The 23,962-nt window shown below is 64.9% G+C and carries 27 protein-coding genes; 13 read left to right on the forward strand and 14 right to left on the reverse strand.

Annotated features, from left to right (window positions below):
- Nucleotides 1-117: 117 nt before the first annotated feature.
- The 13 genes from BT115_RS14595 to aroE all read right to left on the reverse strand — a co-directional run bounded on the left by BT115_RS14595 (nucleotide 118) and on the right by aroE (nucleotide 12,574).
- The gene (locus BT115_RS14595; protein WP_072323356.1) at nucleotides 118-792 is read right to left on the reverse strand and encodes a YecA/YgfB family protein; all 675 of its coding nucleotides are present in this window, start codon (nucleotides 790-792) and stop codon (nucleotides 118-120) included.
- Nucleotides 789-1,556 carry an exodeoxyribonuclease III gene (xth, locus tag BT115_RS14600; protein ID WP_072323357.1) on the reverse strand — a complete coding sequence of 256 codons (768 nt, stop codon included), beginning with the start codon at nucleotides 1,554-1,556 and terminating at the stop codon, nucleotides 789-791. The genes BT115_RS14595 and xth overlap by 4 nt, the downstream gene beginning before the upstream one ends.
- Before the next feature lie 65 nt (nucleotides 1,557-1,621).
- Entirely contained in the window at nucleotides 1,622-3,667 is a 2,046-nt protein-coding gene (locus tag BT115_RS14605; protein WP_072323358.1) for a M3 family metallopeptidase, read from the reverse strand.
- 79 nt (nucleotides 3,668-3,746) lie between these two features.
- Entirely contained in the window at nucleotides 3,747-4,280 is a 534-nt protein-coding gene (locus tag BT115_RS14610) for a gamma carbonic anhydrase family protein (RefSeq protein WP_072323359.1), read from the reverse strand.
- 12 nt (nucleotides 4,281-4,292) lie between these two features.
- A complete protein-coding gene (locus BT115_RS14615; RefSeq protein ID WP_072323360.1) occupies nucleotides 4,293-4,589 on the reverse strand; it encodes a hypothetical protein in 297 nt (98 codons plus the stop codon).
- A gap of 99 nt (nucleotides 4,590-4,688) precedes the next feature.
- Nucleotides 4,689-4,997 (reverse strand): hypothetical protein, encoded by a 309-nt coding sequence (locus BT115_RS14620; RefSeq protein ID WP_083527501.1) that lies wholly within the window; start codon nucleotides 4,995-4,997, stop codon nucleotides 4,689-4,691.
- Nucleotides 4,998-5,049: 52 nt separating this feature from the next.
- Nucleotides 5,050-5,394 (reverse strand): hypothetical protein, encoded by a 345-nt coding sequence (locus tag BT115_RS14625; RefSeq protein ID WP_072323362.1) that lies wholly within the window; start codon nucleotides 5,392-5,394, stop codon nucleotides 5,050-5,052.
- Nucleotides 5,395-5,465: 71 nt separating this feature from the next.
- The gene (locus BT115_RS14630) at nucleotides 5,466-6,230 is read right to left on the reverse strand and encodes a hypothetical protein (RefSeq protein WP_255369445.1); all 765 of its coding nucleotides are present in this window, start codon (nucleotides 6,228-6,230) and stop codon (nucleotides 5,466-5,468) included.
- A gap of 16 nt (nucleotides 6,231-6,246) precedes the next feature.
- On the reverse strand, nucleotides 6,247-8,529 hold the full coding sequence (locus BT115_RS14635; RefSeq protein WP_072323364.1) for a TonB-dependent receptor: 2,283 nt from the start codon (nucleotides 8,527-8,529) through the stop codon (nucleotides 6,247-6,249).
- Between the two features lie 220 nt (nucleotides 8,530-8,749).
- A complete protein-coding gene (locus BT115_RS14640) occupies nucleotides 8,750-9,238 on the reverse strand; it encodes a glutathione peroxidase (RefSeq protein WP_072323365.1) in 489 nt (162 codons plus the stop codon).
- A 138-nt stretch (nucleotides 9,239-9,376) separates the two neighbouring features.
- The gene (locus tag BT115_RS14645) at nucleotides 9,377-11,440 is read right to left on the reverse strand and encodes a hypothetical protein (protein ID WP_072323366.1); all 2,064 of its coding nucleotides are present in this window, start codon (nucleotides 11,438-11,440) and stop codon (nucleotides 9,377-9,379) included.
- Nucleotides 11,441-11,483: 43 nt separating this feature from the next.
- Nucleotides 11,484-11,744 (reverse strand): YkgJ family cysteine cluster protein, encoded by a 261-nt coding sequence (locus BT115_RS14650; protein WP_072323367.1) that lies wholly within the window; start codon nucleotides 11,742-11,744, stop codon nucleotides 11,484-11,486.
- On the reverse strand, nucleotides 11,741-12,574 hold the full coding sequence (gene aroE, locus BT115_RS14655) for a shikimate dehydrogenase (protein ID WP_072323368.1): 834 nt from the start codon (nucleotides 12,572-12,574) through the stop codon (nucleotides 11,741-11,743). Before aroE ends, BT115_RS14650 begins: the two co-directional genes overlap by 4 nt.
- A 128-nt stretch (nucleotides 12,575-12,702) precedes the next feature.
- On the opposite strand from aroE, the gene BT115_RS14660 reads away from it, so the two are divergent.
- Nucleotides 12,703-12,921, forward strand: coding sequence for a hypothetical protein (locus tag BT115_RS14660; RefSeq protein ID WP_072323369.1), 219 nt, complete (start codon nucleotides 12,703-12,705; stop codon nucleotides 12,919-12,921).
- A 9-nt stretch (nucleotides 12,922-12,930) separates the two neighbouring features.
- Here the strand turns inward: BT115_RS14660 and BT115_RS14665 are convergent, their stop codons facing one another.
- Nucleotides 12,931-14,415 carry a RimK family protein gene (locus tag BT115_RS14665; RefSeq protein ID WP_072323370.1) on the reverse strand — a complete coding sequence of 495 codons (1,485 nt, stop codon included), beginning with the start codon at nucleotides 14,413-14,415 and terminating at the stop codon, nucleotides 12,931-12,933.
- A gap of 235 nt (nucleotides 14,416-14,650) precedes the next feature.
- On the opposite strand from BT115_RS14665, the gene BT115_RS14670 reads away from it, so the two are divergent.
- From BT115_RS14670 to BT115_RS14725, 12 genes are all read left to right on the forward strand, one after another.
- Entirely contained in the window at nucleotides 14,651-15,121 is a 471-nt protein-coding gene (locus BT115_RS14670; RefSeq protein ID WP_072323371.1) for a GNAT family N-acetyltransferase, read from the forward strand.
- A 40-nt stretch (nucleotides 15,122-15,161) separates the two neighbouring features.
- Nucleotides 15,162-15,377: an LPS translocon maturation chaperone LptM gene (locus tag BT115_RS14675; RefSeq protein ID WP_072323372.1), complete on the forward strand. Its 216-nt coding sequence runs from the start codon at nucleotides 15,162-15,164 to the stop codon at nucleotides 15,375-15,377.
- A gap of 6 nt (nucleotides 15,378-15,383) precedes the next feature.
- Nucleotides 15,384-16,211, forward strand: coding sequence for a diaminopimelate epimerase (gene dapF, locus BT115_RS14680; RefSeq protein ID WP_072323373.1), 828 nt, complete (start codon nucleotides 15,384-15,386; stop codon nucleotides 16,209-16,211).
- 65 nt (nucleotides 16,212-16,276) lie between these two features.
- Nucleotides 16,277-16,963, forward strand: a complete 687-nt coding sequence (locus tag BT115_RS14685; RefSeq protein WP_072323666.1) for a DUF484 family protein — start codon at nucleotides 16,277-16,279, stop codon at nucleotides 16,961-16,963.
- Nucleotides 16,960-17,871 (forward strand): tyrosine recombinase XerC, encoded by a 912-nt coding sequence (locus BT115_RS14690; protein ID WP_072323374.1) that lies wholly within the window; start codon nucleotides 16,960-16,962, stop codon nucleotides 17,869-17,871. Before BT115_RS14685 ends, BT115_RS14690 begins: the two co-directional genes overlap by 4 nt.
- Before the next feature lie 112 nt (nucleotides 17,872-17,983).
- The gene (hslV, locus tag BT115_RS14695) at nucleotides 17,984-18,517 is read left to right on the forward strand and encodes an ATP-dependent protease subunit HslV (protein WP_072323375.1); all 534 of its coding nucleotides are present in this window, start codon (nucleotides 17,984-17,986) and stop codon (nucleotides 18,515-18,517) included.
- A gap of 4 nt (nucleotides 18,518-18,521) precedes the next feature.
- A complete protein-coding gene (hslU, locus tag BT115_RS14700; protein ID WP_072323376.1) occupies nucleotides 18,522-19,859 on the forward strand; it encodes an ATP-dependent protease ATPase subunit HslU in 1,338 nt (445 codons plus the stop codon).
- Nucleotides 19,860-19,898: 39 nt separating this feature from the next.
- Nucleotides 19,899-20,516: a hypothetical protein gene (locus BT115_RS14705; RefSeq protein ID WP_072323377.1), complete on the forward strand. Its 618-nt coding sequence runs from the start codon at nucleotides 19,899-19,901 to the stop codon at nucleotides 20,514-20,516.
- Between the two features lie 200 nt (nucleotides 20,517-20,716).
- A complete protein-coding gene (locus tag BT115_RS14710) occupies nucleotides 20,717-21,070 on the forward strand; it encodes a gamma-butyrobetaine hydroxylase-like domain-containing protein (RefSeq protein ID WP_072323378.1) in 354 nt (117 codons plus the stop codon).
- A 115-nt stretch (nucleotides 21,071-21,185) separates the two neighbouring features.
- Nucleotides 21,186-22,082 carry a ribokinase gene (gene rbsK / locus BT115_RS14715; protein ID WP_072323379.1) on the forward strand — a complete coding sequence of 299 codons (897 nt, stop codon included), beginning with the start codon at nucleotides 21,186-21,188 and terminating at the stop codon, nucleotides 22,080-22,082.
- On the forward strand, nucleotides 22,079-22,477 hold the full coding sequence (gene rbsD / locus BT115_RS14720) for a D-ribose pyranase (RefSeq protein ID WP_072323380.1): 399 nt from the start codon (nucleotides 22,079-22,081) through the stop codon (nucleotides 22,475-22,477). The genes rbsK and rbsD overlap by 4 nt, the downstream gene beginning before the upstream one ends.
- Entirely contained in the window at nucleotides 22,477-23,961 is a 1,485-nt protein-coding gene (locus tag BT115_RS14725; protein ID WP_072323381.1) for a sugar ABC transporter ATP-binding protein, read from the forward strand. Before rbsD ends, BT115_RS14725 begins: the two co-directional genes overlap by 1 nt.
- Nucleotide 23,962 lies beyond the last annotated feature (1 nt).

A 23,962-nucleotide genomic window follows, 5' to 3' on the forward strand; every position in this document is an offset into this window, starting at 1 on the left:
GCCCACACGATGCCGTCTTGCCAGGCGCCAGCCAAGGCCCGCGGCGAGAACGATCTGTTTCGTTCGTGCGCTGGCGCCGCTGTCGGTGCGGCGTCGCCGCGCGACGCGCTTACCGAATCAATGCACCCAGTGGCCGGAACGCTGCCGCGGCGGCCCTTCCTCGCCTTCGCTGCGCGGGCGGCGGGCGAGCGCCTTCAGCTCGTCTTCCGTGGGCGGGTTTTCACGCCAGTAGTCGCCGACCGCATTGAGCACCTCGGGCAACTGGCCCAGGCATTCGTCGTATTCCTCATCGGTGAGCTTCTCGAACTCGGCATCCGCCTGGAGCACGCCTTCGTCGACCGCCAAGGCCATGATCGGGCCGAGCAACTGCATCAGCGTCGGATCTTCGGCGAGCCGGGTTTCCCAAAGCTGCGCGCGCATGTCGATGCCGCGGCTGAAGCCTTCGCACCAGCCCGCCGCCGAAAGCAGCGGGCCTTCCTCGGTGTCCACTTCGCCGAGGATCGGCTCGTAGGCGTCCACGTCGAGTTCGGCACTGATGGAATCGTTGAGCTTGGCGAGCAGCGCAAGGACGCGATTGCCCTCGTCTTCGTCGCCGAACGCGTCGTGAAGCACCTCGTGCAACCATTCCTCCGGCTTCACTTCGAGCGGCCCGATGGCCACGGCCGAGAGCAGGCCATGCACGCCATCGAGCATGAGGTCACCCTCGCCGCTGTGTGCGCGGAGATAGGTATCGAGTTCTTCGAGTTCCTTGTCGTCGAGGGAACTCGGCCATTCGGACTTGGGTGTATTCAAAGGTTCAACTCCAGCGCGACTGGCGCGTGGTCGGACGGCTGCTCCCACTTGCGCGGCGCCTTGTCGATGATCGACGAGGTTGCGACCGATTTGAGCGCATCGCTGATCAAGATGAGGTCGATCCGCAGGCCCATGTTGCGGCGGAACGCCGCCTGGCGGTAATCCCACCAGCTGAAATGGCCTGCATCTTCGGTGAAAAGACGAAAACTGTCGTGAAGCCCGAGATCCAGCATCGACTGCAGGGCCGCACGTTCAGGCGGCGAACAGAAGATGTCCTCGCCCCATCCGACGGGATCGTAGACATCGCGATCGTCACGGCAGATGTTGAAATCGCCGAGCACCACGAGCTTCGGATGCCGCGCCATCTCGTTCGCCAGGAAGTCGCGCACCTTCGACAGCCAATGCAGCTTATAGGCGTACTTCTCGTCGCCCAGCGCCTTGCCGTTGACGACGTAGAGATTCACCACACGCACGTCGCCGACCGTGGCGGCCAGAATGCGTCGCTGCGGATCGTCGAGGCCGTCGATGTCGGTCACCGTGTCTGCCGGCTGCTCGCGAGCGAGAATGGCAACGCCATTGTAGGTCTTCTGCCCGGAGAACACGGACCGGTAACCCATGGCGGCGATTTCGTCGACGGGGAACTTGTCGTCGGTGAGCTTGGTTTCCTGCAGCGCGAGGATGTCCGGCTGCGCCTCGCCCAGCCATTGCTGGAGGTGGGGCAGACGGACCTTGAGCGAATTGACGTTCCACGACGCGATCTTCATCGCGCCATTGTAAAGGACACTAAAGGACGCCGCGCGGCGTCCGTCGCCGCGCGGCCGGTCTCGTGTCAGGCGAGGCCGTAGCTCTTCAGCAAGGCATCCGGGCGCGGCTCACGGCCGCGGAACGCCTTGAACGACTCCAGCGCCGGGCGGGTCGCGCCCACGGCCAGCACTTCGCGCCGGAAACGCTCGCCCGTGGTGCGGTCGAGTACGCCGGCTTCCTCGAATGCCTCGAACGCGTCCGCCGACAGCACCTCGGCCCAGAGGTAGCTGTAGTAGCCCGCCGAGTAGCCGCCCGCGAAGATATGAGTGAATGCGTGCGGGAAGCGCTGCCATGCTGGCGGGTGGAGCACCGCGACCTCGTGGCGAACCCGTTCCAGCACATCCAGCGCACGGGCACCCTGCGCCGGGTCGTACTCGAGATGCAGCCGGAAATCGAACAGGGCGAATTCGAGCTGGCGTACGAGGAACAGCCCGGCATGGAAATGGCGGGCGTCGAGCATGCGCTGATAGAGCTCGTCGGGCAGGGGCTCGCCGGTCTCGTGATGACGGGCAAACGAGCGCAAGGCGTCGCGGTCCCAGGCGAAGTTCTCCATGAACTGGCTGGGCAGCTCCACTGCGTCCCATTCCACGCCATCGATCCCGCCGACGGACGGAATGTCCACCTCCGTCAGCATGTGGTGCAGGCCGTGGCCGAATTCGTGGAACAGGGTCAGTACGTCGTCATGGGTGAGCAACGCCGGCACGCCATCGGTCGGCGGCGGGAAATTGCAGGTCAGGAAAGCCACCGGGCGCTGCAGGTGGTCGCCATCGCGGAAACGGTCGGCGCACACGTCCATCCACGCGCCGCCGCGCTTGCCGGAACGGGCGTACAGGTCGAGGTAGGCGCCTGCGAAGACGGTGCCGTCGGCATTTTTCAGGTCGTAATAGGTGACGTCCTTGTGCCAGGTATCGACGTCGTCGCGCGGCGAGAAATGGATGCCGTAGAGGCGCTCCACAACCATGAACAGGCCATCGATGGCGGCGGACGCGGGGAAGTACGGCTTGATCTGCTCCTCGTCGATCGCATAGCGCTGCTGGCGCAGGCGCTCCGCGGCGAAGGCCACGTCCCACGGTTCCAGATTGTCGATTTTCAGTTCTTCCGTCGCGAACCGGCGCAGCTCCTCCAGTTCCTTGCGTGCGACCGGCTTGGCCCGAGAAGCGAGATCGCGCAGGAACGCCAGCACGGTATCGGGCGACCCCGCCATCTTCGTCGCCAGCGATTCCTCGGCCGCGTTGCGGAAACCGAGCAACTGCGCCGCCTCATGGCGCAGGGCCACGATCTTTTCGATGCGCTCGGAGTTGTCGAACTTGCCCTTGTCGGGGCCCTGGTCGGAGGCGCGGGTTTGATAGGCGTAGTACACGGCTTCGCGCAGATCGCGGTTCTCCGCATACGTGAGCACGGCCTGCACGCTGGGCTGCTTCAAGGTCACGAGGTAACCGTCGAGCTTTTCCTCGCGTGCGTATTCTCGCAGCACGGCGCGCCCCGACACGGGGATACCGACGAGATCGCGCTCGTCGGTGATGTGCTTGTGCCACGCCTCGGTGGCGTCGAGCACCGCGTTGGAAAATTCGGTGGTCAATCGGGACAGCTCGACGCCGATTTCGCGGAAGCGGCTCCGCGCCGGCTCCTCCAGCGCCACGCCGGAGAGGCGGAAGTCACGCAGCGCATGCTCCACGGCGGCACGGGCAGCGGCGGGCATGGCGGCGAAGTCCGGACGGTCGGCTACGGCCTGCACGGCGGCATAGAGGTCGCGGTTCTGGCCGATCTCGATGCCGAGATCCGTGAGCTTCTCTTCCGCATTGCCGTGCGCCTTGCGCAAGGCTTCCGAGTCGGCCACCGAATGCAGGTGGCTCACGGGCGACCAGCTCCGGGAGAGCGCCTGATCCAGTCGCTCCTGGGCAAGCATGACGTGCTCGAAGTCGCGCTCCGCGCCGGGCGCGGCGATCCGCGCAATGCCTTCCCGCTGGCTGGCGATCAGCGTGTCGATAGCCGGTTCGACGTGCTCGGGCCGGATTGCCGAGAACGCCGGCAGGTCGCCCGTGTCGAGAAGGGGGTTGGTCGTGGTGTCCATCGTCGATCTCCTGTCAGGCGATCAGCGTGGTGCCCCGGCGAGGGCAAATCAAGCCGGGGTGCAGCACGGGCGCTCGCCGTCAGGCGAGGTAGTCGCCCTTGAGCCGCACGTAGTTCGCGGCGGAGTAGAAAAGCTGCTCGACCTGTCGGTCGGACAGCGTACGCACCAGGGTCGCGGGATTGCCCAGCCACAGCTCCCGTTCACCCACGATCTTGCCTGGGGGCACGAGAGCGCCCGCGCCGACGAAGCCATGCTTCCGCACCACTGCGCCGTCCAGCACGGTGGCATGCATACCGATCAAGCAGGCGTCCTCGATCGTGCAGGCGTGGATCACTGCGCCGTGGCCGATGGTGACATCGGCACCGATGAGCGTGGGAAAGCCGCCGGGCGTGTACGGGCCGTCGTGGGTGACGTGGACGATGGCCCCATCCTGCACATTGCTGCGCGCCCCGATGCGAATGTGGTGAACGTCGCCGCGCAGCACCGCGCCGGGCCACACGGACACGTCGTCGCCCAGCTCGACGTCGCCGATCACGGTGGCGGCGGGATCGACATAGACGCGCGCACCGAGGCGCGGAACGATGCCCTTGAAGGGCCGGATGGGGTTGGACATGGCGGTGACGGCCTACATGAACGAGCCGCCGACGATACGGCCTTCGGCGTCGAACTTGGGAAAGTAACGGCTGTTGTTCTGGCGCATTTCCCTCGTGGTCATCATGTCAGGCGTGACCAGCATGACGTCGGGGTAGGTGGCGCGGAACTGCTCGGGCGTCGGCCTGGTCGCGATGAAGGCATCGAACGCCTTCATGTCGGTGACGAACCCGGCCACGGGCTTCGGCGCGGCGGGTGGCGCCGTCTGGCAGGCGCTTGCGAGCGCCGCGCCGAGGACGGCGACGAAGACGAGGGGATGGAAACGATTCATGGAAGGCTCCTTGCCTGGGACTGCGAACGGCATTATCGCCTATTCGCACCCCAGGCATGGCCTTGCGGAAAGAAGCGCCCTGCCCGGCGCTTCGTCGGTTTAGTGGAACGAGCCGCCGACGATCCGGCCGTATGCGTCGAGCTCGGCGAAGTAGCGGCTGTTGTCCGAACGCATCTCCCGGGTCGACACGTCGCCGGGCAGGACGAGCGCCACACAAGGGTAGACGTGGCGGAACATCGCGACGGTCGGCTTCAAGGCGATGAACACCTGGAATGCGAACAGATTGACGACACTGCAACTGGCGGTGGTGGACTGGGCGGAAGCGAACCCGTTGCCGGTAGTGGCGCTGGCAGCGAACGGCGTGGCGACGAGCAGGGTAAGAGCGAGCGTGCAAAGCGTCTTGCGCATGATCAATATCCTTTTGATGTTGACGCCGGCCTTCGTCGGCCGGCGATGGGGCTCAGCGGAACGAGCCACCCACGATGCGGCCGACGGAATCGAGCTCGGCGAAGTAGCGACTGTTGTCGAGGCGCATTTCCATGCTTGCCTTGTCGCCCGGCAGCACGAGCTGCACGCAGCTATACAGGGCACTGAAGTGAGCGGGCGTCGGCTTCGTTGCAATCACGGCCGCAAACGCAGGCATGTCGGTGATGCCGCAGCCACCGGCGGCACCGATGACCGTTCCCGACGAATCACCTGGCGGCGTCCATCCATTGTCGCCCTGGCGTCCGGTCTGGGCGCTGGCAGCAAGCGGTGCTGCCACGAGGAGGGTGAGAAGAACCGCGCTAATCCTTTTGTCCATCATCCATTACTCCTTGGGGGTCAGGCCCCGGCTGCGCGCCGCAGTCGGATGCCTGCTCGAAGGATCTACCGCAATCACCTACCGGTACGTGAATCCGAGCTTCCGTTTCGCTGACGCATCGCGTCAGCCTTCGCCTCGTCTTCCACCGTGACCACCTGTTGCTGCGCATCCAGCTTCGCGCCGAGGATGATCAGCGTGTAGTTCGTCGGGTCATAGTCGCGCAACAGTGCAATCTCGCGCCGCGCCTCTTCCAGATCGCGGCGGTTGATCAGGCGTTCGATCTCTTGCGAAGCGAACGGCAAGGTTTCGCGCAGCGCATCCTGTGCGGTCACATTGCTCGGGTCGAGCTGCATGACGCTGAGATAGTACTCATAGGCGTTATTGCCTTGAGGCGAGACCAATCGGCCCTCACGCGTCGCGTCGCGAGCGAGCCCGAGCAGGATATCCACGCCGCTCGACGCGCCGTCGTCAGCCGTGTGTGTGACGGAAGAGGTGCCTGACGGCGATGATTGCGCGTCGGCGTGATGGACGCGCAACGAGGCATAGGCGGTGAGTGCCGACGCAACGACAACGACGGCGGCAAGGGAAACGATCACGCGACGGGAGCGCGCGGTTAGAGCGAACTTGGACATGGGGATATCCGGGGGAGCGCCCGCGACCAGGCCGGCCCCCTGTCGGCGCGGCCCCGGCGGGCGCGCCATCTTGACGTTCGATTGTTGCAAGTCCGTGGCGGCGAAAATCAGAGCACTGGTGGGAGCCAGCCTGCTGGCGAAGAGCCAACGAAGCGGTGTAGCCGCGAAGCAAGCCCCTATCGCCAGCAGGCTGGCTCCCACCAGCAAGTTCCCACCGAGTTGCTCAGAACTTGGCGTTGAGGTTCACGAAATACTGCCGCGGGGCGCCGGCCATGAGCGTCTGGTTGTAGCCCAGCGGATCGGAGGCGACGTAGCCATTGGTGCCGGTCGAGGCGAAGTAGCGCTTGTCGAACAGATTGGTCACGTTGAAGCCGATGCTCACTCCCTTGAACCCGGACATGTCGCCGAAGTCGTAGGCGAGGCCGGCATCCACGACCCAATACGATGGCACCGACGAGTCGTTGGTATAGGTGATGTAGCGACGACCCGTGTACTTGCCTTCGAGGTTGGCGCGCCAACCATCCACCTCGTAGTTGAGCGAGCTGGAGAACATCGTCTTCGGCACGCCCACCACTTCCTTGTCCGCCGTGTGCACCGTACCGGCGTTCTGGTAATCGTCCTGGTACTGCGAACGATTGTACGAGAACGAGTTGAGCCAGCTGAAACCGCGTACCGGTTTCCAGATGAAGGCAAGATCGGCACCGCGACTCTTTACGTCGCCGACGTTGTTGAGCGACGACGCGCAGGTGACCACGGCGGGGCACGGCGTCGTCACGAGCAGGCGATTCTCGAAGCGCGTGTAGAACACGCCGACCGACGCCTCGAACGTTTCACCGTGCGCGCGATAGCCAGCCTGCCAGGTCTGCGATTCCTCCGGCTTCAGGCGGCTTTTCGCAGCATCGAAGGACGCCTGCGAGGTGCTGAACGGCGTGATGCCATAAGCGGCGATGTTCTTGGCGTACGAGACGTAGACGTCCTGATTGGCGTCGATGCGGTAATCGGCACCCGCCTGCGGCAGGAATCCCTTACTCGCCTTCATGCTGCCCTGCGCGAAGGCCGTCGTCGGCACCAGCGACGTGGCATCGGTGGTGACGCGAAGCGACTTCGCGCCGAAGTTGACGGTGAGCTGATCGTCGAGGAGATGGATCGTGTCCTCCGCATACGCCATGCGCGTCTTGGTTTCGTAGTGTTGCAGGAATGCGCGCAGGAACGGCGTCTGATCGTTATAGAACGTGTACAGCGAGGTGTACTGGCCGTCCAGAGTGAAGAAGTTACGCTCCTGGCGGTTGTTCGCATTCTCGCCCCACACGCCCACTTCCAGGTCATGGTTGCCGAGCTGGAATTTCAGGGCGGAGGTCAGGCCGTCACGATCCAGGCCATAGTCGGTGGTGCGCATCGACAGCGGCACCGTCGGCGACGACGCCTGGTACGGCGTGGCCCACTGACCTTCGCCGCGGTCACCATGGTAGTAACCAGTGGCATCGAGCGTCGCACCGCCGAGGTTGAACGAACCGGACAGACCCGCCAGTCCGTCACGACGAATGCCGCCGCCGGCGTAGTAGGTCGCGTCGCCCTTGCCGTAGTCGGCCGGCAGGGCGTTCAGTACCGCGGGATACGCACCGTTGCCGTTGAGCGCATTGGCGATGCCGACCGCCGTGTTCCAGTCCGGCTGCAGGTAATCCCAGTCCCAGCCCAGCGCGCGCTGGCTGGTCAGGGAGAGATCCATATAGTCGTATTCCTTGCGCTTGCTGCCATCCGCGAAGAGGCTGATGCGATTGCCGTCGCCCCACTGGTACACGGCCTTGAGGTTGGCCTGGTTCGACTTCTGGTCGCCGTAGCCTTTCCATTTGTCCGTATCGGCGTGGGCGAAGGACACGTACATGGAAAAGCCACCGTGGTCGCCCGTATCGGCACGCACGAAGGTGCGCTGCGTGGAGTCCGAACCGATGACCTGGTTGAAGCGCACGCCGGGCTTCATGTCCGGATCGGCAGAGTAGAACTGCACCGTGCCGCCGAGATTGGTATTCGACGCCGTGCCGAGCGCACCCGCGCCCTGCGCGAGTTCCACGGTCGCAATATTTTCCGAGGTGATGGCGCGGGTCACTTGCAGACCGTTGGTCACGCCATAACCCATCGTGCCGAGCGGAATGCCGTCGAGCGTGAAGCCCAGGCGCGACTGGTCGAAGCCGTGCAGCGTGATCTGCGTGGACCATTCATAGGCGCCCCACGGGTCGGCCGCCTGGAATTGCACGCCCGGCAGCTTGTCCAGCGCCTTCAGCGCGCTGCTGCCCGGCGTCTGCTGACGCGTGATCTCATCCACGCCGATGCTCTGAACCTGGCGCGTCTCGCCCGGAGCAATAACGGAAATGGCGTCGAGCTGTTTCGCGTCGCGGCCGTCCGCAGTGGCGGCCGGCGTGGCGGCAGCGATGTCTTCATCCGCCAGCGCATGGCCGGCATACAACGAAAGGGCAAGAGCGGTGGCGAGGGCGGTGCGAGCGAACGGCATCGGGTGGACCTTGCTGGAGGATTAGCCGCGTACGTTCGTCTATTCCCGTGTAACCGCCCTTACTTCCGCATGACATGCGTCTTACCGCCATCCTTTGCGTGATACGGTTCGCTAAATCCTGAGCGCGTACCAGCACACAGTCACCTCGTATCAATACAGAGTGGCTTATTCCTGCTCTTCGCATGCACCCGCTGACGCTGCATCATCCGCCCCGGATGCCTCACGCCATCACGGCTTGACCCGCGATGTCCCGCTCAATGAAGTCGGGCGTGAATGCCGGCGCGTAACGCTTCATTACCACGCCCGAGCGGTCGACGAGGAACTTGGTGAAGTTCCACTTGATGTCCTCGGCACCGAGCATCCCTGGCGCAGCATGCTTCAGAGCGGCGTACAGCGGATGCGTTCCTTCGCCGTTGACCTCGATTTTCGAGAACAGCGGAAAGGTCACGCCATAGGTGAGGTCGCAGAACGACTTGATCTCGGCCTCGGCACCCGGCTCCTGGTTGCCGAACTGGTCGCACGGAAAGCCGAGGATCTCCAGTCCCTGCCCGCGCATGCGCTGGTACATCGCTTCGAGTCCCTGGTACTGCGGGGTGAACTGGCAGCGCGAGGCGACGTTGACGATCAGCAGGGTCTTGCCGCGATAGGCATCCATCGAAAGGACATTGCCGTCGATGGTGCGAACCTGGTGGTCGTAGATGGATGACATGATGGATTCCTGTTCGTGATGCGAGCAGTGTCCACGTCACCGGAGGGAATGACAAATCGATTGATGCACCACGAGTGATAGTTTTTATCAATCAACTGAAGGAGTCGGCCCAAGCCAAAGGGCGTCTCGCTGTCTGTTCTAGAAATCCCGGTGTTTCCAGTTTCCTTGCCGGAAATATTCGTGAAGCTGGTTATCGCTACCTAAGTAGTCGATTCGCGCCACGCCGTCCGCGCCTACGTAGCCGATGGGGTCGGAGACGATCGGCACGGCTCCATCCAAGGCGTTCATGTCCTGCTGGCTCCATCGACCATCGGACCATGCCAGCACGTGCAGATGATGATCGATACCTTCGTAGAACACGTCCATTCCGCTGCCTACACCCAGTCCCATCGGCGAGCCCAATGCGGGTACCGCTCCCACCACGCTCGTCAGGTTGGTGTCCTGCCAGCCCGTTGTTTCCGTGCGTAACTGGTGAAGCGCTCCATTGATATCGCGGTAGAGCACCCTCGCCGCACCCTGCGGGTCCGTGAAGGCGCGTGGATCCGTCGCCGCCGGAACCGCGCCCGGCGTCGTCGTCATGTTCCACGCCTGCCAACGCCCATCCCAGAAGAAGAGCTCGACGAGCTGGTTGCCGACTCCGCGATACACCACCCGATCGGCATTGCCCGCCTGATACCCCACTGCGCTACCGATGGCCGGAGGAAGATTTTCCGCGCCCGCCAGCGCGGTGAGATCGGAAGCGATCCAACCCGAAGAACCTAGTCGCACTTCATGGACGTGACCGACGACGTCGCGGAAATACATTCGCACGGACCCATCGGAAGCGGTATATGCATGCGGTGGAGTGAATGCATCGGGTAAGCTAAGGCCCGTCGTCATGTCCCATGTCTGCCAAGCACCGCCCGCGCGAAAGGTCTCGTTGATGTGGTGCCCGGCATCGAGAAAGTAGACCCTTTGCGCGCCTTGTCCCACCGTCGCCGCCGGATCGTCCACGGTACGTTGCGTCCCTATCGAACCCCGCCAAGGGCCTGATGGCCCAAGATCCGTCGAAAGCCCGAACAGATCGCCGGCAGGGTGACGGAATACGAGTAAAGGCGACGGTCCGCCCATGGCGCTGGGCGTGCCCACCGCCTCGTGCGGTACGGTCGCCGTCGCCCTCAGGTTGCCGACAGTCATCCCAAGCTGGCTGGGGGATGATCCAGTACACGTGGGCACGCCCGCTTTACATGGGTCGTAGACTTCACCATTGACGTTGATGAGGGTGATCGCGTAGTCCAGCGGGTTCGTCGACAGTTGTCGGTAAACGTCGAATGTCCCGGCGACATCGTTACGCATCATGATCAATTGATCGGGCGATATGCGGAAATGCACGTGGTCCGGCGAGAAAGTACCTACCTGGAAATGGATCGAGTCAGGCATGCGGGTTACCCAGTCGGGTGCATCCAGGCCTGCGCCCGTCAGAGGTAAATTCGTAGTCCCGGTATCGTCAGGAATGGTAAGTTGGCGCGTCGCTCCATCCTTGTCCGGTCCGAAATACCCCACGGAAATGCTGAAGGCGCAGTTCTGGCCGCATCCGCCACTCGTATCACTCACGATCAATTGGAAGTAAGCCTGTGAATGGGCACCACCGCTCGCCGTGACGTAATGCACGCCGGTATCGAACGACACGTCCAATACCTGCGAAAGATTCGCAAAGAGCCTTGCATATGGCGGCCCCTGATACCAGCAACCGAGGTTGGTCGACAATGACCCATTCGCCAGAACGGTGTCGTCATTCTGCGTGTTCATCCACCAACCCGCCTGCCGGCCGATGATCTGCTCTCCCGATTTAGCGTAAAGATCGATATGACCCCGTTGACCGCCCTCGAGATCGTCCATGGCCAGTCCCGTGTATTCGGACATGCGCCAGTGTTTTATGGGGATGACGGGAGAGCCGGAAGGCGTGCGCCAGGAGTCGTGCAGCGTAAAGCTGTTGCTGATAGGAATCGGCGTATCGGTGACAACCTCATCGATGGTGTAGCTATCGACCGAGGGTTGATAGAACGGAAGCGTAAGGAACGAACCACTGGACGGGACGGAAGGGTCGTATTGCTCTCTCAGGCAGTCGATGCCGCCTGCCATGGGCACATGATCCCGAGCATGCCCAAGCGTCGCGAAAGACAGTCCCAGCCACAGGAATATCCAGAATCGCCAGACGAACATCGTCCACTCCCCTTGTAGTTCGTGTGTTCCTGGTCCACGCAGACTACGCGACCGTGGCTCGCTCCAATGCGGTGAGCCAGGCCAGTGCATGGTCGCGATCGTCGCCGCACATGGCCACCTCGGGTTTCAATCCGGTGCAGACCTTCGGCCGGTCTGGCCGGCCGAAGATCGCGCAGCGGTTGTCGTGCGTGAGTTGCACGCAGCGCACGCCGGCCGGTTTGCCGTGCGGCATGCCCGGGATCGGTGAACTGATCGATGGGGCGATACAGCAGGCACCGCAGCCGGCGCGGCAGTCGAGGGTCATCCGAGGCGCTGGCGCAGCGTCTGGTAGACGGGATCGGTGTCGGGACGCTGACCATGCCAATGCTCGAAGGCATCGGCCGCCTGCTCCACGAGCATGCCCAGGCCGTCACGGAAGTAACGCGTACCCGCCGCCGTCGCCCAACCCTTGAAGCTGGCCGCTGCCGCGCCGTAGGACAGGTCGTAGCAGGTGGAGTGGTCCTGCAGGAGCGACATCGGCAAATCGAACGTGCCGCCGTGGATGCCGATGGACGTGGCATTGACCACGAGATCGAAGCATTCCCCCTCGAGCCCGTCCCAGTAACGCGTATGGCAGCGCGCAGGCTCGCCGATGGCATCGGCCAGCGCATCTGCACGTTCCGGCGTGCGATTGACGATGGTCAGCGTCTGCACACCGGCATCGAGCAGCGCCCAGGCGACGGCCTTCGCGGCGCCGCCGGCACCCAGCAGCAAGGCGTCGTGACCGCGCAGGTCGAGCGAGTGACGCTCGGTGATGTCACGAACGAAGCCGCTGCCGTCGGTGTTGTGCGCCTGGATCTTTCCGCCGACCAGAGCGGTGAGCGTGTTGGCCGCGCCGGCTCGCTGTGCCGCTTCACTGCGTTCGTCGGCCATGGCGAAGGCCGCTTCCTTGTGCGGCAACGTCACGTTGGCGCCCAGGCCCCCCTCGGCGAAGAACCGGCGAACCGCTTCCTCGAACTCCCCCGGGGGCACGTCGATGGTCTCGTAACGCAAGTGGATACCCAGTTGCGCGGCGAAGGCCTGGTGGATCTCCGGGGACAGCGAATGCGCGATCGGGTGCCCGAACACGGCGTAACGGTGCGCTTCAGCGCTCATGGAATCTCCTGGCACGGTCCCGGGCACGCCGCCCGGCGCGTGGATTCTAGCAACCCGCGCCCCCGTCGCGATCCGTGAGACCCGCGCCACCTAGCCTCACCTCACCGCCACCCGATGCCGGATACGCCATGCACGACTCGCTCTCGCCACGCCGCCTTCGCGCCCTCATCGCCCTCGCCTGGCTGGCCGCCGGGGCGCTGCTGCTCCTGCTTACCCCGTTGTCGGGGCATAGCGAGACCTGGGGCTGGACGCCTGCGTTCTGGCTGCTGCTGGCGCCGGCCAGCGTATTGGTCGCCATGAAGCCGAGCCTGCCGATGTCGCTGCTGGCCGCCTTGCTGCGGCGCTGAACGCCAGCGTCAGCCCGAGATGCCCAGCCGCTTCAGTTCGAGCCGGCGCAGGAACTCCTGCATGATCCGCAGGTACAGGTCTTCGCCCAGGTAGGCATCCTCGACGCCTGCGTCGATGGATGGATTGTCGTTCACTTCGATGACCACCGGGCGGTCGCCGACCTGTTTCAAGTCGACGCCGTACAGGCCGTCGCCGATGGTCTGTGTGGCCTTGAGCGCCAGCTTCACCACCTCGGCTGGCGCGTCGCGCACCGGCACCGTGCGGAACCCGCCGGATTTCGCCGTGCCCTTGGCGCCGTGGTTGTAGATCTGCCAGTGGCCGCGCGACATGAAGTACTGGCAGGCATACAGCGCCTCGTGGTTGAGCACGCCGATGCGCCAGTCGAATTCCGTATAGAGGTACTCCTGCGCGATGAGCAAGGCGCTATGCGAGAAGAGCTCGGCGGCGGCCTTCTCCAGGGCCTCAGGTGTTTCCACCTTCACAACGCCGCGCGAGAACGATCCATCGGGAATCTTCAGCACGATCGGCAAGCCCAGGCGCTCGGGCAGGTCGCGCAGGCGCCGGGTGTCGTCGCGGTAGAGGATCTCCGTCGTCGGCGTGGCGAGCTTGCGCGCCACCATCAGGTCGTTCAGGAAGATCTTGTTCGTGCAGCGAAGGATGGACGTGGGATCGTCCATCACGACCATGCCTTCCTTTTCGGCGCGGTGAGCGAAGCGATAGGTGTGGTTGTCGCTGGCGGTGGTCTCGCGGATGAACAGGCCGTCGTACTCGGCGAGACGCTGGTAATCGTTTCGGCCGATGGGATCGACCTCGATGCCGAGGTGCTTGCCCGCTTCGATGAAGTGCTTAAGCGCCTTCTTGTTCGACGGCGGCATCTTCTCGTTGGGATCGACCAGCATCGCGATGTCGTAACGGAACCGCCGACGCGCGCGCGGCTTGCGCCAGATCTTGCGCGAGAACTTGTCCAGCGCCTGGGCGAAGGCGTCCTCCTGCGCATCGTCGAGCGTGTGCAGGCCTACGGCCTTGATCGACGCCACCTGCCACACACGATCGCGCTCGAACTCGATGCGCATGAGCGGGCAAGGGAACATGTCGAACAACTGCCTCGCAAGATCCTGCAGATCCGGATAGGCGGTCTCACCGAAATACACCAGCACGCCGAAATCGGTGGTATCGCGGCCACCGGCCGGCAGGAAGTTGGCGAGCTTCTGGTTGAGGTCGTCGACATCCAGACCGTAGAGGGAACGACGGCGCAGGTCGTTCACCGTGCGCACGGAAGGGATGACCTTGTGTCCGCGCGCCTCGGCCAGCAAGGAGACGTAGTAGCCCGTGCCGAGGTATTTGTAGCTGCGGCAGAGATTGATGACGTGCGTGCGTTCGTCGTCGCCGCCCACCGGCTGACGGAGGTAATCCATGGCGGTGACGACATCGGCGGACGGGTAATACGAGCCCCAGTCCGAGGCTTTCTCCACGACGATGACGAGCCGGCTCATGTGACCTCGACAGACGGCGAAAGGCACGCAGTCGACCCCGCCCGGGGTCGTTGGTTTCGCCAAGGCCGAAGTGTGTGCTTCCGATGGCGCGACGCACAAGCCACGGTGTCGCCGAAGTGCCCGCCGGGTTCATGAAAAAGTCATTGATCCGGGCCGGCGCGAGGTCTACAGTGCCGCGCTTGCCCAAGCCCGCTCGGCTTCCTTTCCTTCCCCCGCGCCGGAGTTCCCAAAGCGCATGCGTCCACCCCCGGTTACCGCTGCGGTGCGCGTTCGTCGCGCCGAAGTGAGCGATCTCGACGATCTCGTCGCGCTCGAGGAATCGAGCTTCGCCCAGGATCGACTGAGCCGCGCCCAGTACCGCAAGCATCTGGACAGCGAGAGCGCGCTGGTGCTCGTCGCCAGCGCCAACCATCGGCGGTTTCTCGGTACCGCGGTGGTGTTCTTCCGCAAGGGTACGACCGTCGCGCGGTTGTATTCGCTCGCGACGAAACCGCAGGCACAGGGAAAGGGCGTGGGCTCCGCGCTGATCGAAGCCTCCGAGGAAGCCGCGCGTGCGCGCGGATGCCACTCGCTGCGGCTCGAAGTGCGCAAGGACAATGCCGTTGCCATCCGGCTCTACGAGCGGCTCGGCTATGAACGGATCGGCGAATACGCCAAGTACTATGCCGACGGCTCGGACGCGTTCCGGTTCGAGAAACGGCTCTGACGACGAGGCTATACTGAGCTTCGTTTCCGGGAAGAAGCCCATGCGCCGACTCATCCTGCCGATCGCCCTTGCCACCGCCGTCGCCACGCTCTCCGGTTGCGGCAACAAGGGCCCGCTGTTCATGCCGCCGCCGCCCGCTGCGACGGCCACCGCCACGCCGCAAGCTGGCGCGCATCCGGCGCCCAGCGCCAGCTCGGTGGCGCCTGCGTCGGTCAGCACGTCGCGCTCGCCGTTCAATCCACTGATCCACCAGTAAGCCGCCATGCCCTCGCGTTTCACCAAGATGCATGGGATCGGCAACGATTTCGTGATCGTGGACTGGCGCGAGGACGCACCGCGCGTGCCGAACGCCGAACGCGTCGCTGCCCTGGCCGATCGCCACACCGGCATCGGCTTCGACCAGCTCATCAGCATCGAGCCGCCGCGCGATCCGTCCTGCGCCTTCTACTACGGCATCTGGAATGCCGACGGCTCGCCATCGGGTCAGTGCGGTAACGGCGTGCGCTGCGTGGCGGCATGGCTGTATCGGGACGGCGCGATCGAACGGGATACGGACGTGCGCCTCGAGAGCCCCTCGGGCCCCGTTACCGTGCGCGTACTCGGCGAGGGTAGGGTGGTCGTCGACATGGGCGAACCGGACTTCACGCCCGCCGCCATTCCGCTGGACCGTCCGCTGCACGCGATCTACACCGCGCCGGTGGGAGGCGAAGACGTGAGTTTCGGCGCCGTTTCCATGGGGAATCCGCATGCGGTCGTCTTCGTCGACGATCTTGCCGATCCGCGCGTCGATCGGCTCGGGCCGCTGCTCACGGTCCATCCCGTCTTCCCCGAAGGCGTCAACGTGGGCTTCGCCCAGCGGCTCGGCCCCCATCACATCCGTCTGCGTGTTCACGAACGTGGCAGCGGGTGGACGCGCGCCTGCGGTACCGGCGCATGCGCCGCCGCCGCGGTGGCCCACGCGCTCGGACTTGCCGCTTCCATCGTGGACGTCGAACTGCCCGGCGGCACCCTTACCATTGAATGGCAGGGTCCGGGGCACACGCTGTGGATGACCGGCCCCGCCGCCTTCGTCTTCGAAGGCGAGGTGTGACGTACGGCCGCGAACCCGGCACACTGCGTACACACCGCACACGCACCATCCCCGAGGACGTACGCATGACCGACACCGCGATCGACGGCGATATCAAGCCAGCCACGGTGGCGTCCTACCTGCGCCGGCACCCGGACTTCCTCACCGCGTACCCCGATCTGGCGAACGAACTCGTATTGCCAAGCGCCAACGGCCCGGCCGCGTCGCTCGCCGTGCATCAGCTTCGTGGCCTGCGCGAGAAGAACGCGGAACTGGAAGGCCGGCTCAAGGAGCTGACCGCCGTCGCGGCCGACAACGAGAAGCTGATGCGGCGCGTGCATGGCCTCATGCTGGCGCTGCTCGGCGCAGGCGGCATCGAAGACACGGTGCGCCAGGTGGTCCGCCGCCTCACCGACGACTTCCAGTCCGAACGCGTGCGCCTGGTCTTCTTCGGGGATCTCTCCGGGCTTCCCGACGAGCCGTGGCTGCTGCGCGAGCCGCAAGGCACGTCCGGGCTGCCGGAGTTCTCGTCGTTCCTGGCGCATGGCGACCCTGTGGCGGGACGATTGGCGGCAGATAAGCTTCACCGCCTGTTCGGTTCGGAAGCCCCCGAGGTCCGCTCCGCCGCCTTGATGCGCATCGGCAACGACGCACTGCTTGCCATCGGCAGTGCCGACCCCGACCGCTTCCACCCCGGCATGGGCACGCTGTTCCTGGACATGATCTCCACGACCGTCGGCTCCGCCATCGAACGAGCCCGGAAGGTGGCGTGACCCCGGCGCAGGCCGTCGACGCCTTTCTCGGCCACTTTGCCGCCGAGCGCGCGCCGTCCGCGCACACCCTCGCGGCGTACCGGCGCGACCTGGACAAGCTGCTCGCGTTCATGGAGGCGGAAGGCCTCGACAGCTTCGACCGGCTGACCCCGGAGCGCATGCGCACGATGATCGCCCGCCTGCACCGGCCGCCACCGTTCGGGCCCGGCAAGGGCACGCCCGGCCTGGAGCCCAACAGCATTCAGCGTTTGCTCTCCGCCTGCCGTACGTTGTTTCGCTATCTCAGCCGCGAAGGGCGTCTCGCCCACGACCCGGTCGCTGGCGTACGCGGCCCCAAGGTAAGGCGCAAACTGCCCCAGGTGCTGGACGTCGACGAGGCCAAGGCGCTGGTCGAGACCGATCTGGGCGGCACGCTCGCGCCGCGCGACACAGCCATGATGGAACTGTTCTATTCCAGCGGCCTGCGCCTTTCGGAGCTGTGCGGCCTGCACTGGGGCGACCTCGATCTCGACGACGGCCAGGTGCGCGTGCTCGGCAAGGGCAACAAGACGCGCATCCTGCCGGTGGGGCGCCATGCCATCGCGGCCTTGCGCGCGCTGGCGGCCCTCGGCGGGGCCACACCCGAAAAGCCGGTGTTCAAGGGCCGCGGGGGCGCGCCGCTCGGCCAAAGGGCGGTGCAGCAACGCCTCGCGAAGCTGTCCAGCGGCCAGTCCAAGCGCGTACACCCACACATGCTTCGGCACACGTTCGCCAGCCACATGCTGGAATCCTCCGGCGACTTACGCTCGGTGCAGGAGCTGCTGGGCCACGCGGACATCGCCACCACCCAGATCTATACGCACCTGGATTTCCAGCACCTCGCCAAGGTGTACGACGCGGCGCATCCGCGGGCGAAACGGAAGGGCTGAGCCCCGGCAGCCGGCGCCCAGGCGGGGGACGGACCGTCGGTGCGGCACGTCCCGAGGCTTGCGACCTCCCCTGGGGGCCCCCACCTCTCCGGTCTCCCCCAAGGAACGCACTATGGAACCGATGCATGCCACGACCATCGTCTGCGTCCGCCGCGACGGCAAGGTCGTCATCGGCAGTGACGGACAGGTCACCCTCGGCAATACCGTGATGAAGGCCAACGCGCGCAAGGTGCGCCGGTTGGGCAAGGGCGACGTGCTCGCCGGCTTCGCGGGCGCCACGGCCGATGCCTTCACCCTTTTCGAGCTGTTCGAGGAAAAGCTGGTGAAGCACGGCGGCAACCTCACCCGCTCCGCCGTGGAAATGGCCAAGGAATGGCGTACCGACCGCCGCCTGGGCCGCCTCGAAGCCATGCTGGCCGTGGCCGACAAGGAGGCCTCTCTGCTGATTTCGGGTAACGGCGACGTGCTCGAACCGGAGCATGGGCTCATCGCCATCGGCTCGGGTGGCCCGTACGCGCAGTCCGCGGCCTTGGCGCTGATGGAAAATACCGAGTTGGATGCACGCGCGATCGTCGAAAAAGCGCTCAAGATCGCCGGCGATATCTGCATCTACACCAATCACAACTATTCGATCGAAGAGCTCTGAGCCGATGTCCGAACTGACTCCCCGCGAGATCGTCAACGAACTCGACCGCTACATCATCGGCCAGCACGACGCCAAGCGCGCCGTCGCCATCGCGCTGCGTAATCGCTGGCGCCGCATGCAGCTGGACCCGAGCATGCGCGACGAGGTCACGCCAAAGAACATTCTGATGATCGGCCCGACCGGCGTCGGCAAGACAGAGATCGCCCGCCGCCTGGCGACGCTGGCCAACGCGCCTTTCGTGAAGGTGGAAGCCACCAAGTTCACCGAGGTCGGCTACGTGGGCAAGGACGTGGAATCGATCATCCGCGATCTTGCCGACGTGTCCTACAAGCTGGTGCGCGACCAGGCGAAGGGCCGCGTGCGCAGCCAGGCCGAAGATGCCGCCGAGGATCGGCTGCTCGACGCCTTGCTGCCGCGGCGCCAGCCCAGTGGCTGGGACGATACCGGCAGCGCGGCGCCCGCCATCGATAGCGACACCCGGCAGAAGCTGCGCAAGCAGCTCCGCGAAGGTGCCCTGGACGACCGTGAGATCGAGCTCGATATCGCCATGAACGTCGGCGTGGAAATCATGACCCCGCCGGGCATGGAGGAAATGAGCCAGCAGCTGGGCAAGATGTTCCAGAACCTCGGCGGCCAGAAGTCGCAGAAGCGCAAGATGACCATCCGCCAGGCCCGCCCGCTGCTCGTGGAGGAAGAGGCCGGTAAGCTGCTCAACGACGAGGAACTGCGCAGCCGCGCGGTGGATATCGCCGAGCAGAACGGCATCGTCTTCATCGACGAGATCGACAAGGTCGCTCAGCGCTCCGAGTGGGGCGGTGCCGGTGTGAGTCGTGAAGGCGTGCAGCGCGACCTGCTGCCACTGGTGGAGGGCTCCACCGTCTCCACCAAGTACGGCTCGATCAAGACGGACCACATCCTGTTCATCGCCTCGGGTGCGTTCTCCCTCGCCAAGCCTTCGGACCTGATTCCCGAACTGCAGGGCCGACTGCCGATTCGCGTCGAGCTGAGCGCCCTGTCGGTGGACGACTTCAAACGCATCCTGCGGGAGCCGAACAACGCGCTCACGAAGCAATATGTTGCGCTGCTCAATACGGAAGGCGTGACGCTGGACTTCACCGAGTCGGGCATCGACCGGCTTGCCGACGTGGCATTCCAGGTCAACGAGCGCACCGAAAACATCGGGGCTCGGCGCCTGCATACGGTGATGGAACGGCTTCTGGAGCGCATCTCCTTCGAAGCCGCGGACAAGTCCGGCGAAAAATATGAGATCGACGCCGAATATGTCGATAAAAACCTTGCTTCGCTCGTCAAGGACGAGGATTTGAGCCGTTACATCCTCTGAACACCGAGGGCCACCCCCTCTGCTAAACTATTGACGTATATGGGCAAGGTAATTCAACTCAAAACCAACGGTCAGCGGGCCACGCTGCGCGAAGCGCAGGACAGTGGCCAACTGGTACGTCTGTGGCGCGATGAACTCGAGCACGGCAGTTTCTGCGGCTACGTCGGCGGCGTCGGCCGCGAGTTCTTCCTGCTGTGGGTCATCGGCGACGGTGTCAGCTATGACGGCATGTACATCATGCGGCATCGCGACATCTCGGAATTCGAAGCGCCAGACAAGCACGCCGGCTTCCTAGAGAAGGCACTCGCGCTGAAGGGCATCCGCCCGACGCCGCCCGCGGACTTCCCGCTCGACGACATCACTCAGGTCGTCCAGGCCGCCGCGCTGCATGCGCCGGTCATCGGTGTGCACGTGGACAGCGAAGACGAGTCCGAGGTCTGCTACATCGGGCGCGTCGTCAGCGTGGAAGAAGACGGCTTCAACATGCAGGAGATCACGCCCGATGCGGAATGGCTGCGCGAGCCGTCGTTCTTCGCGTGGGATGAAGTCTCGACCGTGAGCATGGAAGACGCCTACGCTACCGCCCTGCTGGCCGTGGCGGGCGATCCGCCACCGCTCGAACAAGGCACCGGCGACGGCGTAGGTCGGGCCCACTGACCGCCCCATTGGTGTGATGTGGTGTGTTGTGGGAGCCGCCATGGCGGCGAGAAGCCCACGAAGCGGTGTAGCCGAACCACTCAGGCACGCGAAGATGGAGCGGTGAGGCAGGTTCCCCTCGCCGCTATAGCGGCTCCCACACGTAGACGAGTGGCTCCTACAGTAGAGACACTGGGGCGGCTCCCACAGAAAGACCTGCCATGTCGCATCCCCGTCCCGTCGAAATTACCCTGCATCAGGCCTCTCACCTTCTCGAGGTGGCGTTCGACAACGACGAGCGGTTCCGCCTTCCCTACGAATACCTGAGAGTGAATTCGCCCAGCGCCGAGGTGCAAGGCCACGGCCCGGGCCAGAAGGTGCTCGTGCATGGCAAGCGCGACGTCGGCATCGTGGCACTCGAACCGACCGGCCACTACGGCGTGCTGATCCGCTTCGACGATGGCCACGCAAGCGGCATCTTCGGTTGGGACACGCTCTACGATCTCGGCCGCGCCTACGACACCGCGTGGCCCGCCTATCTTGCGCAACTCGAGTCCCGCGGACTGTCTCGCTAGTCGAAAGCATGCGCATGAAAGCAACTTGCGCATGCAAAGGCGTATATTGCGCCGCTAGCTTGAACCCTACCCGTGAACATCGGATGTTCCGCGCACTGTCCCCGGAGCACTCGGCATGACGCGAATCGTCGTCGTCGGCAGCATCAATATGGACCTGGTCACTCTCGCACCGCGCTTCCCCGAGCCGGGCGAAACGCTGACGGGAGATCGCTTTCTCACCGTGCCGGGCGGCAAGGGCGCCAACCAGGCCGTCGCTGCCGCGCGCCTCGGTGCCCGCGTCAGCATGGTCGGCGCCGTCGGTGACGACGCGTTCGGCCGGCAGCTCTACGACGGCCTTGTGGCAGAGGGCGTCGACGTCACTCACGTGGCACGCCTCGAAGGCATCGGCAGCGGTACCGCGTCCATCACCGTGGCGGGTGGCGAGAACAACATCGTGGTGGTGCCCGCCGCCAATGGTCGCGTCACGCCCGCTCAGGTCGAGGCGGCTCGCGCCGTCATTCGCGGCGCCGATGCGCTGCTCGTCCAGTTGGAAATTCCACTCGATGCCGTGGAAGCCACGCTGCGTGTGGCGCGGGAAGAGGGCGTTCCGGTCATTCTCAATCCGGCGCCCGCGCAACGCCTCCCCGTGGAGTGGCTCGCGCACGTGCGCTTCCTTACGCCGAACCAACACGAACTTACGACGGTGCTCGGTGCGGAATCCACTTCCGACTTCCGCGAACTGATGCGGCGCGCCCCGTGTCCGGTGGTGCTGACGCGCGGCGAAGACGGCGCGTGGTTCCGCGACGGCGACGACGAGCCTCGCCATCAGAGTGGCTTCAAGGTCGAGGCCGTGGACAGCACGGGCGCAGGCGACACCTTCAACGCGGCACTCGCGGTGTATCTCCACGATGGCCTGGACGTTGCGGTGCGTAAAGCCTGTGCCGCCGCAGCGATCGCCGTCTCCCGGCTGGGCGCGCAGGCAGGCATGCCGCGGGCCGACGAGGTGAACGCGTTTCTGGAGGCTCACTCGTGAGGCGCGCCGGCCTGCTGCATGCCGAGCTGAATCGTGTGATCGCCGCCATGGGGCACACCGATACGCTGGTGATCGCCGACGTGGGCCTGCCGGTGCCCCCTGGCGTGCCCTGCATCGATCTCGCCGTGCTTCCCGGCACGCCGTCATTCTCCGTCGTGTTCGAGGCCGTCTTCGCGGAACTGGCGGTCGAGCGCGCGACCTTCGCCAGTGAGATTCACGAACGCAACAGCGCCTTGGTGGCGCTGGCCGCACGGCTGACGAAAGAGGGCGTGGCAGTCGATGACGTCGCGCATGAGGACTTCAAACGCGCGACCGCGCGCGCCGTTGCCGTCGTACGCACGGGCGAGACCTCAGCCTATGCGAACGTGATCCTGCACGCGGGCGTGACCTTCTGATGAGTGCCGCACCGCTCATCCGGATGCGAGGCATCCATAAGTCGTTCGGCCCTGTGAAAGTGCTGGAAGGTGTGGACTTCGAACTGCTTGCTGGAGAAGTGCACGCTCTGATGGGCGAGAACGGCGCCGGCAAATCCACGCTGATGAAGATCCTCACGGGGATCTACGCGCCCGATGCCGGCACCCTCGAAGTCGATGGTCAGCCGGCGTCGATCGCCACGCCTGCCGATGCCGAGAAGCACGGCATCGCCATCATCCATCAGGAACTGAACCTCATTCCCGCGCTCAGCGTGGCGGACAATCTCTTCCTCGGCCGCGAGATCCAGCGCTTCGGCCTGCTCGATCATCGCGCCATGACCCGGCGCGCGATGGAATGGCTTGCTCGCGTGGGCATGGAGCGCCTCGATCCCGCCACACTCGTCGAACGCCTCTCCGTGGGTCAGCAGCAGATGGTGGAGATCGCACGCGCGCTCGGCCAGAACGCGCGCGTGCTCATCATGGACGAGCCCACGGCGGCTTTGACCGAGCACGAGACCAACACGCTGTTCAAGCTCATCCGCGACCTGCGCGCGCAGGGCACCGGCATCGTCTACGTGTCCCACCGCATGGAAGAAATCTTTGCGCTGTGCGATCGCATCTCGGTGCTGCGCGACGGTCATTTCGTCGGCACCCGCCCGGTGCCGGGTCTCGCTTTCGACGAAGTCGTGAAGATGATGGTGGGCCGCACGCTCGATGCACGCTTCCCCACACGAACGCCGAACATCGGCGACGTGCGCCTCAAGGTGGAACACATCAGCGGCGGCATGGTGCGCGACGTGAGCTTCGACCTGCATGCGGGCGAAGTGCTCGGTGTGGCCGGGCTGCTTGGCGCGGGCCGTACCGAGCTGGCGCGCCTGTTGTTCGGCCTCGACAAGCCCAGTGAAGGCACGATCACCCTCGACGGCAAGGTCGTGACGCCCACGTCGCCGAACGATGCGATCCAGTCCGGCTTCGGCTTCGTCACGGAGGACCGCAAGGCGCAGGGACTCGTGCTCGACCTCAGCCTGCGCGAAAACGTGAGCCTGCCGCGCGTGCCCGCGCATGCAGGCCTCGTCGATCGCGCCAGCGAAAAGAAGCAGACGCGCGGCCTCATCGAGGCGTTGAAGATCCGCGCGCGCGACATGGAACTCAACGTACGTGCGCTATCCGGCGGGAACCAGCAGAAGGTCGTGCTGGCGAAATGGCTGGCCTTGAAGCCGCGCGTACTCATTCTCGACGAGCCCACACGCGGCGTCGACGTCGGCGGCAAGGCCGAGATCTACCACATCATCAACCAACTCGCGGAGCAGGGCGTGGCCATCCTCATGATTTCCTCGGAACTGCCGGAGGTGCTCGCGATGAGCGACCGCATCCTCGTCATGCACGAGGGTCGTGCAACAGCCCTGCTGGACGGACACGGTGCCACGCAGGAAGCCGTGATGACTGCCGCGACCGGAGGCAAGTGAC

The sequence above is a fragment of the Luteibacter sp. UNCMF366Tsu5.1 genome, from assembly GCF_900119235.1.
Lineage (GTDB): Bacteria > Pseudomonadota > Gammaproteobacteria > Xanthomonadales > Rhodanobacteraceae > Luteibacter > Luteibacter flocculans.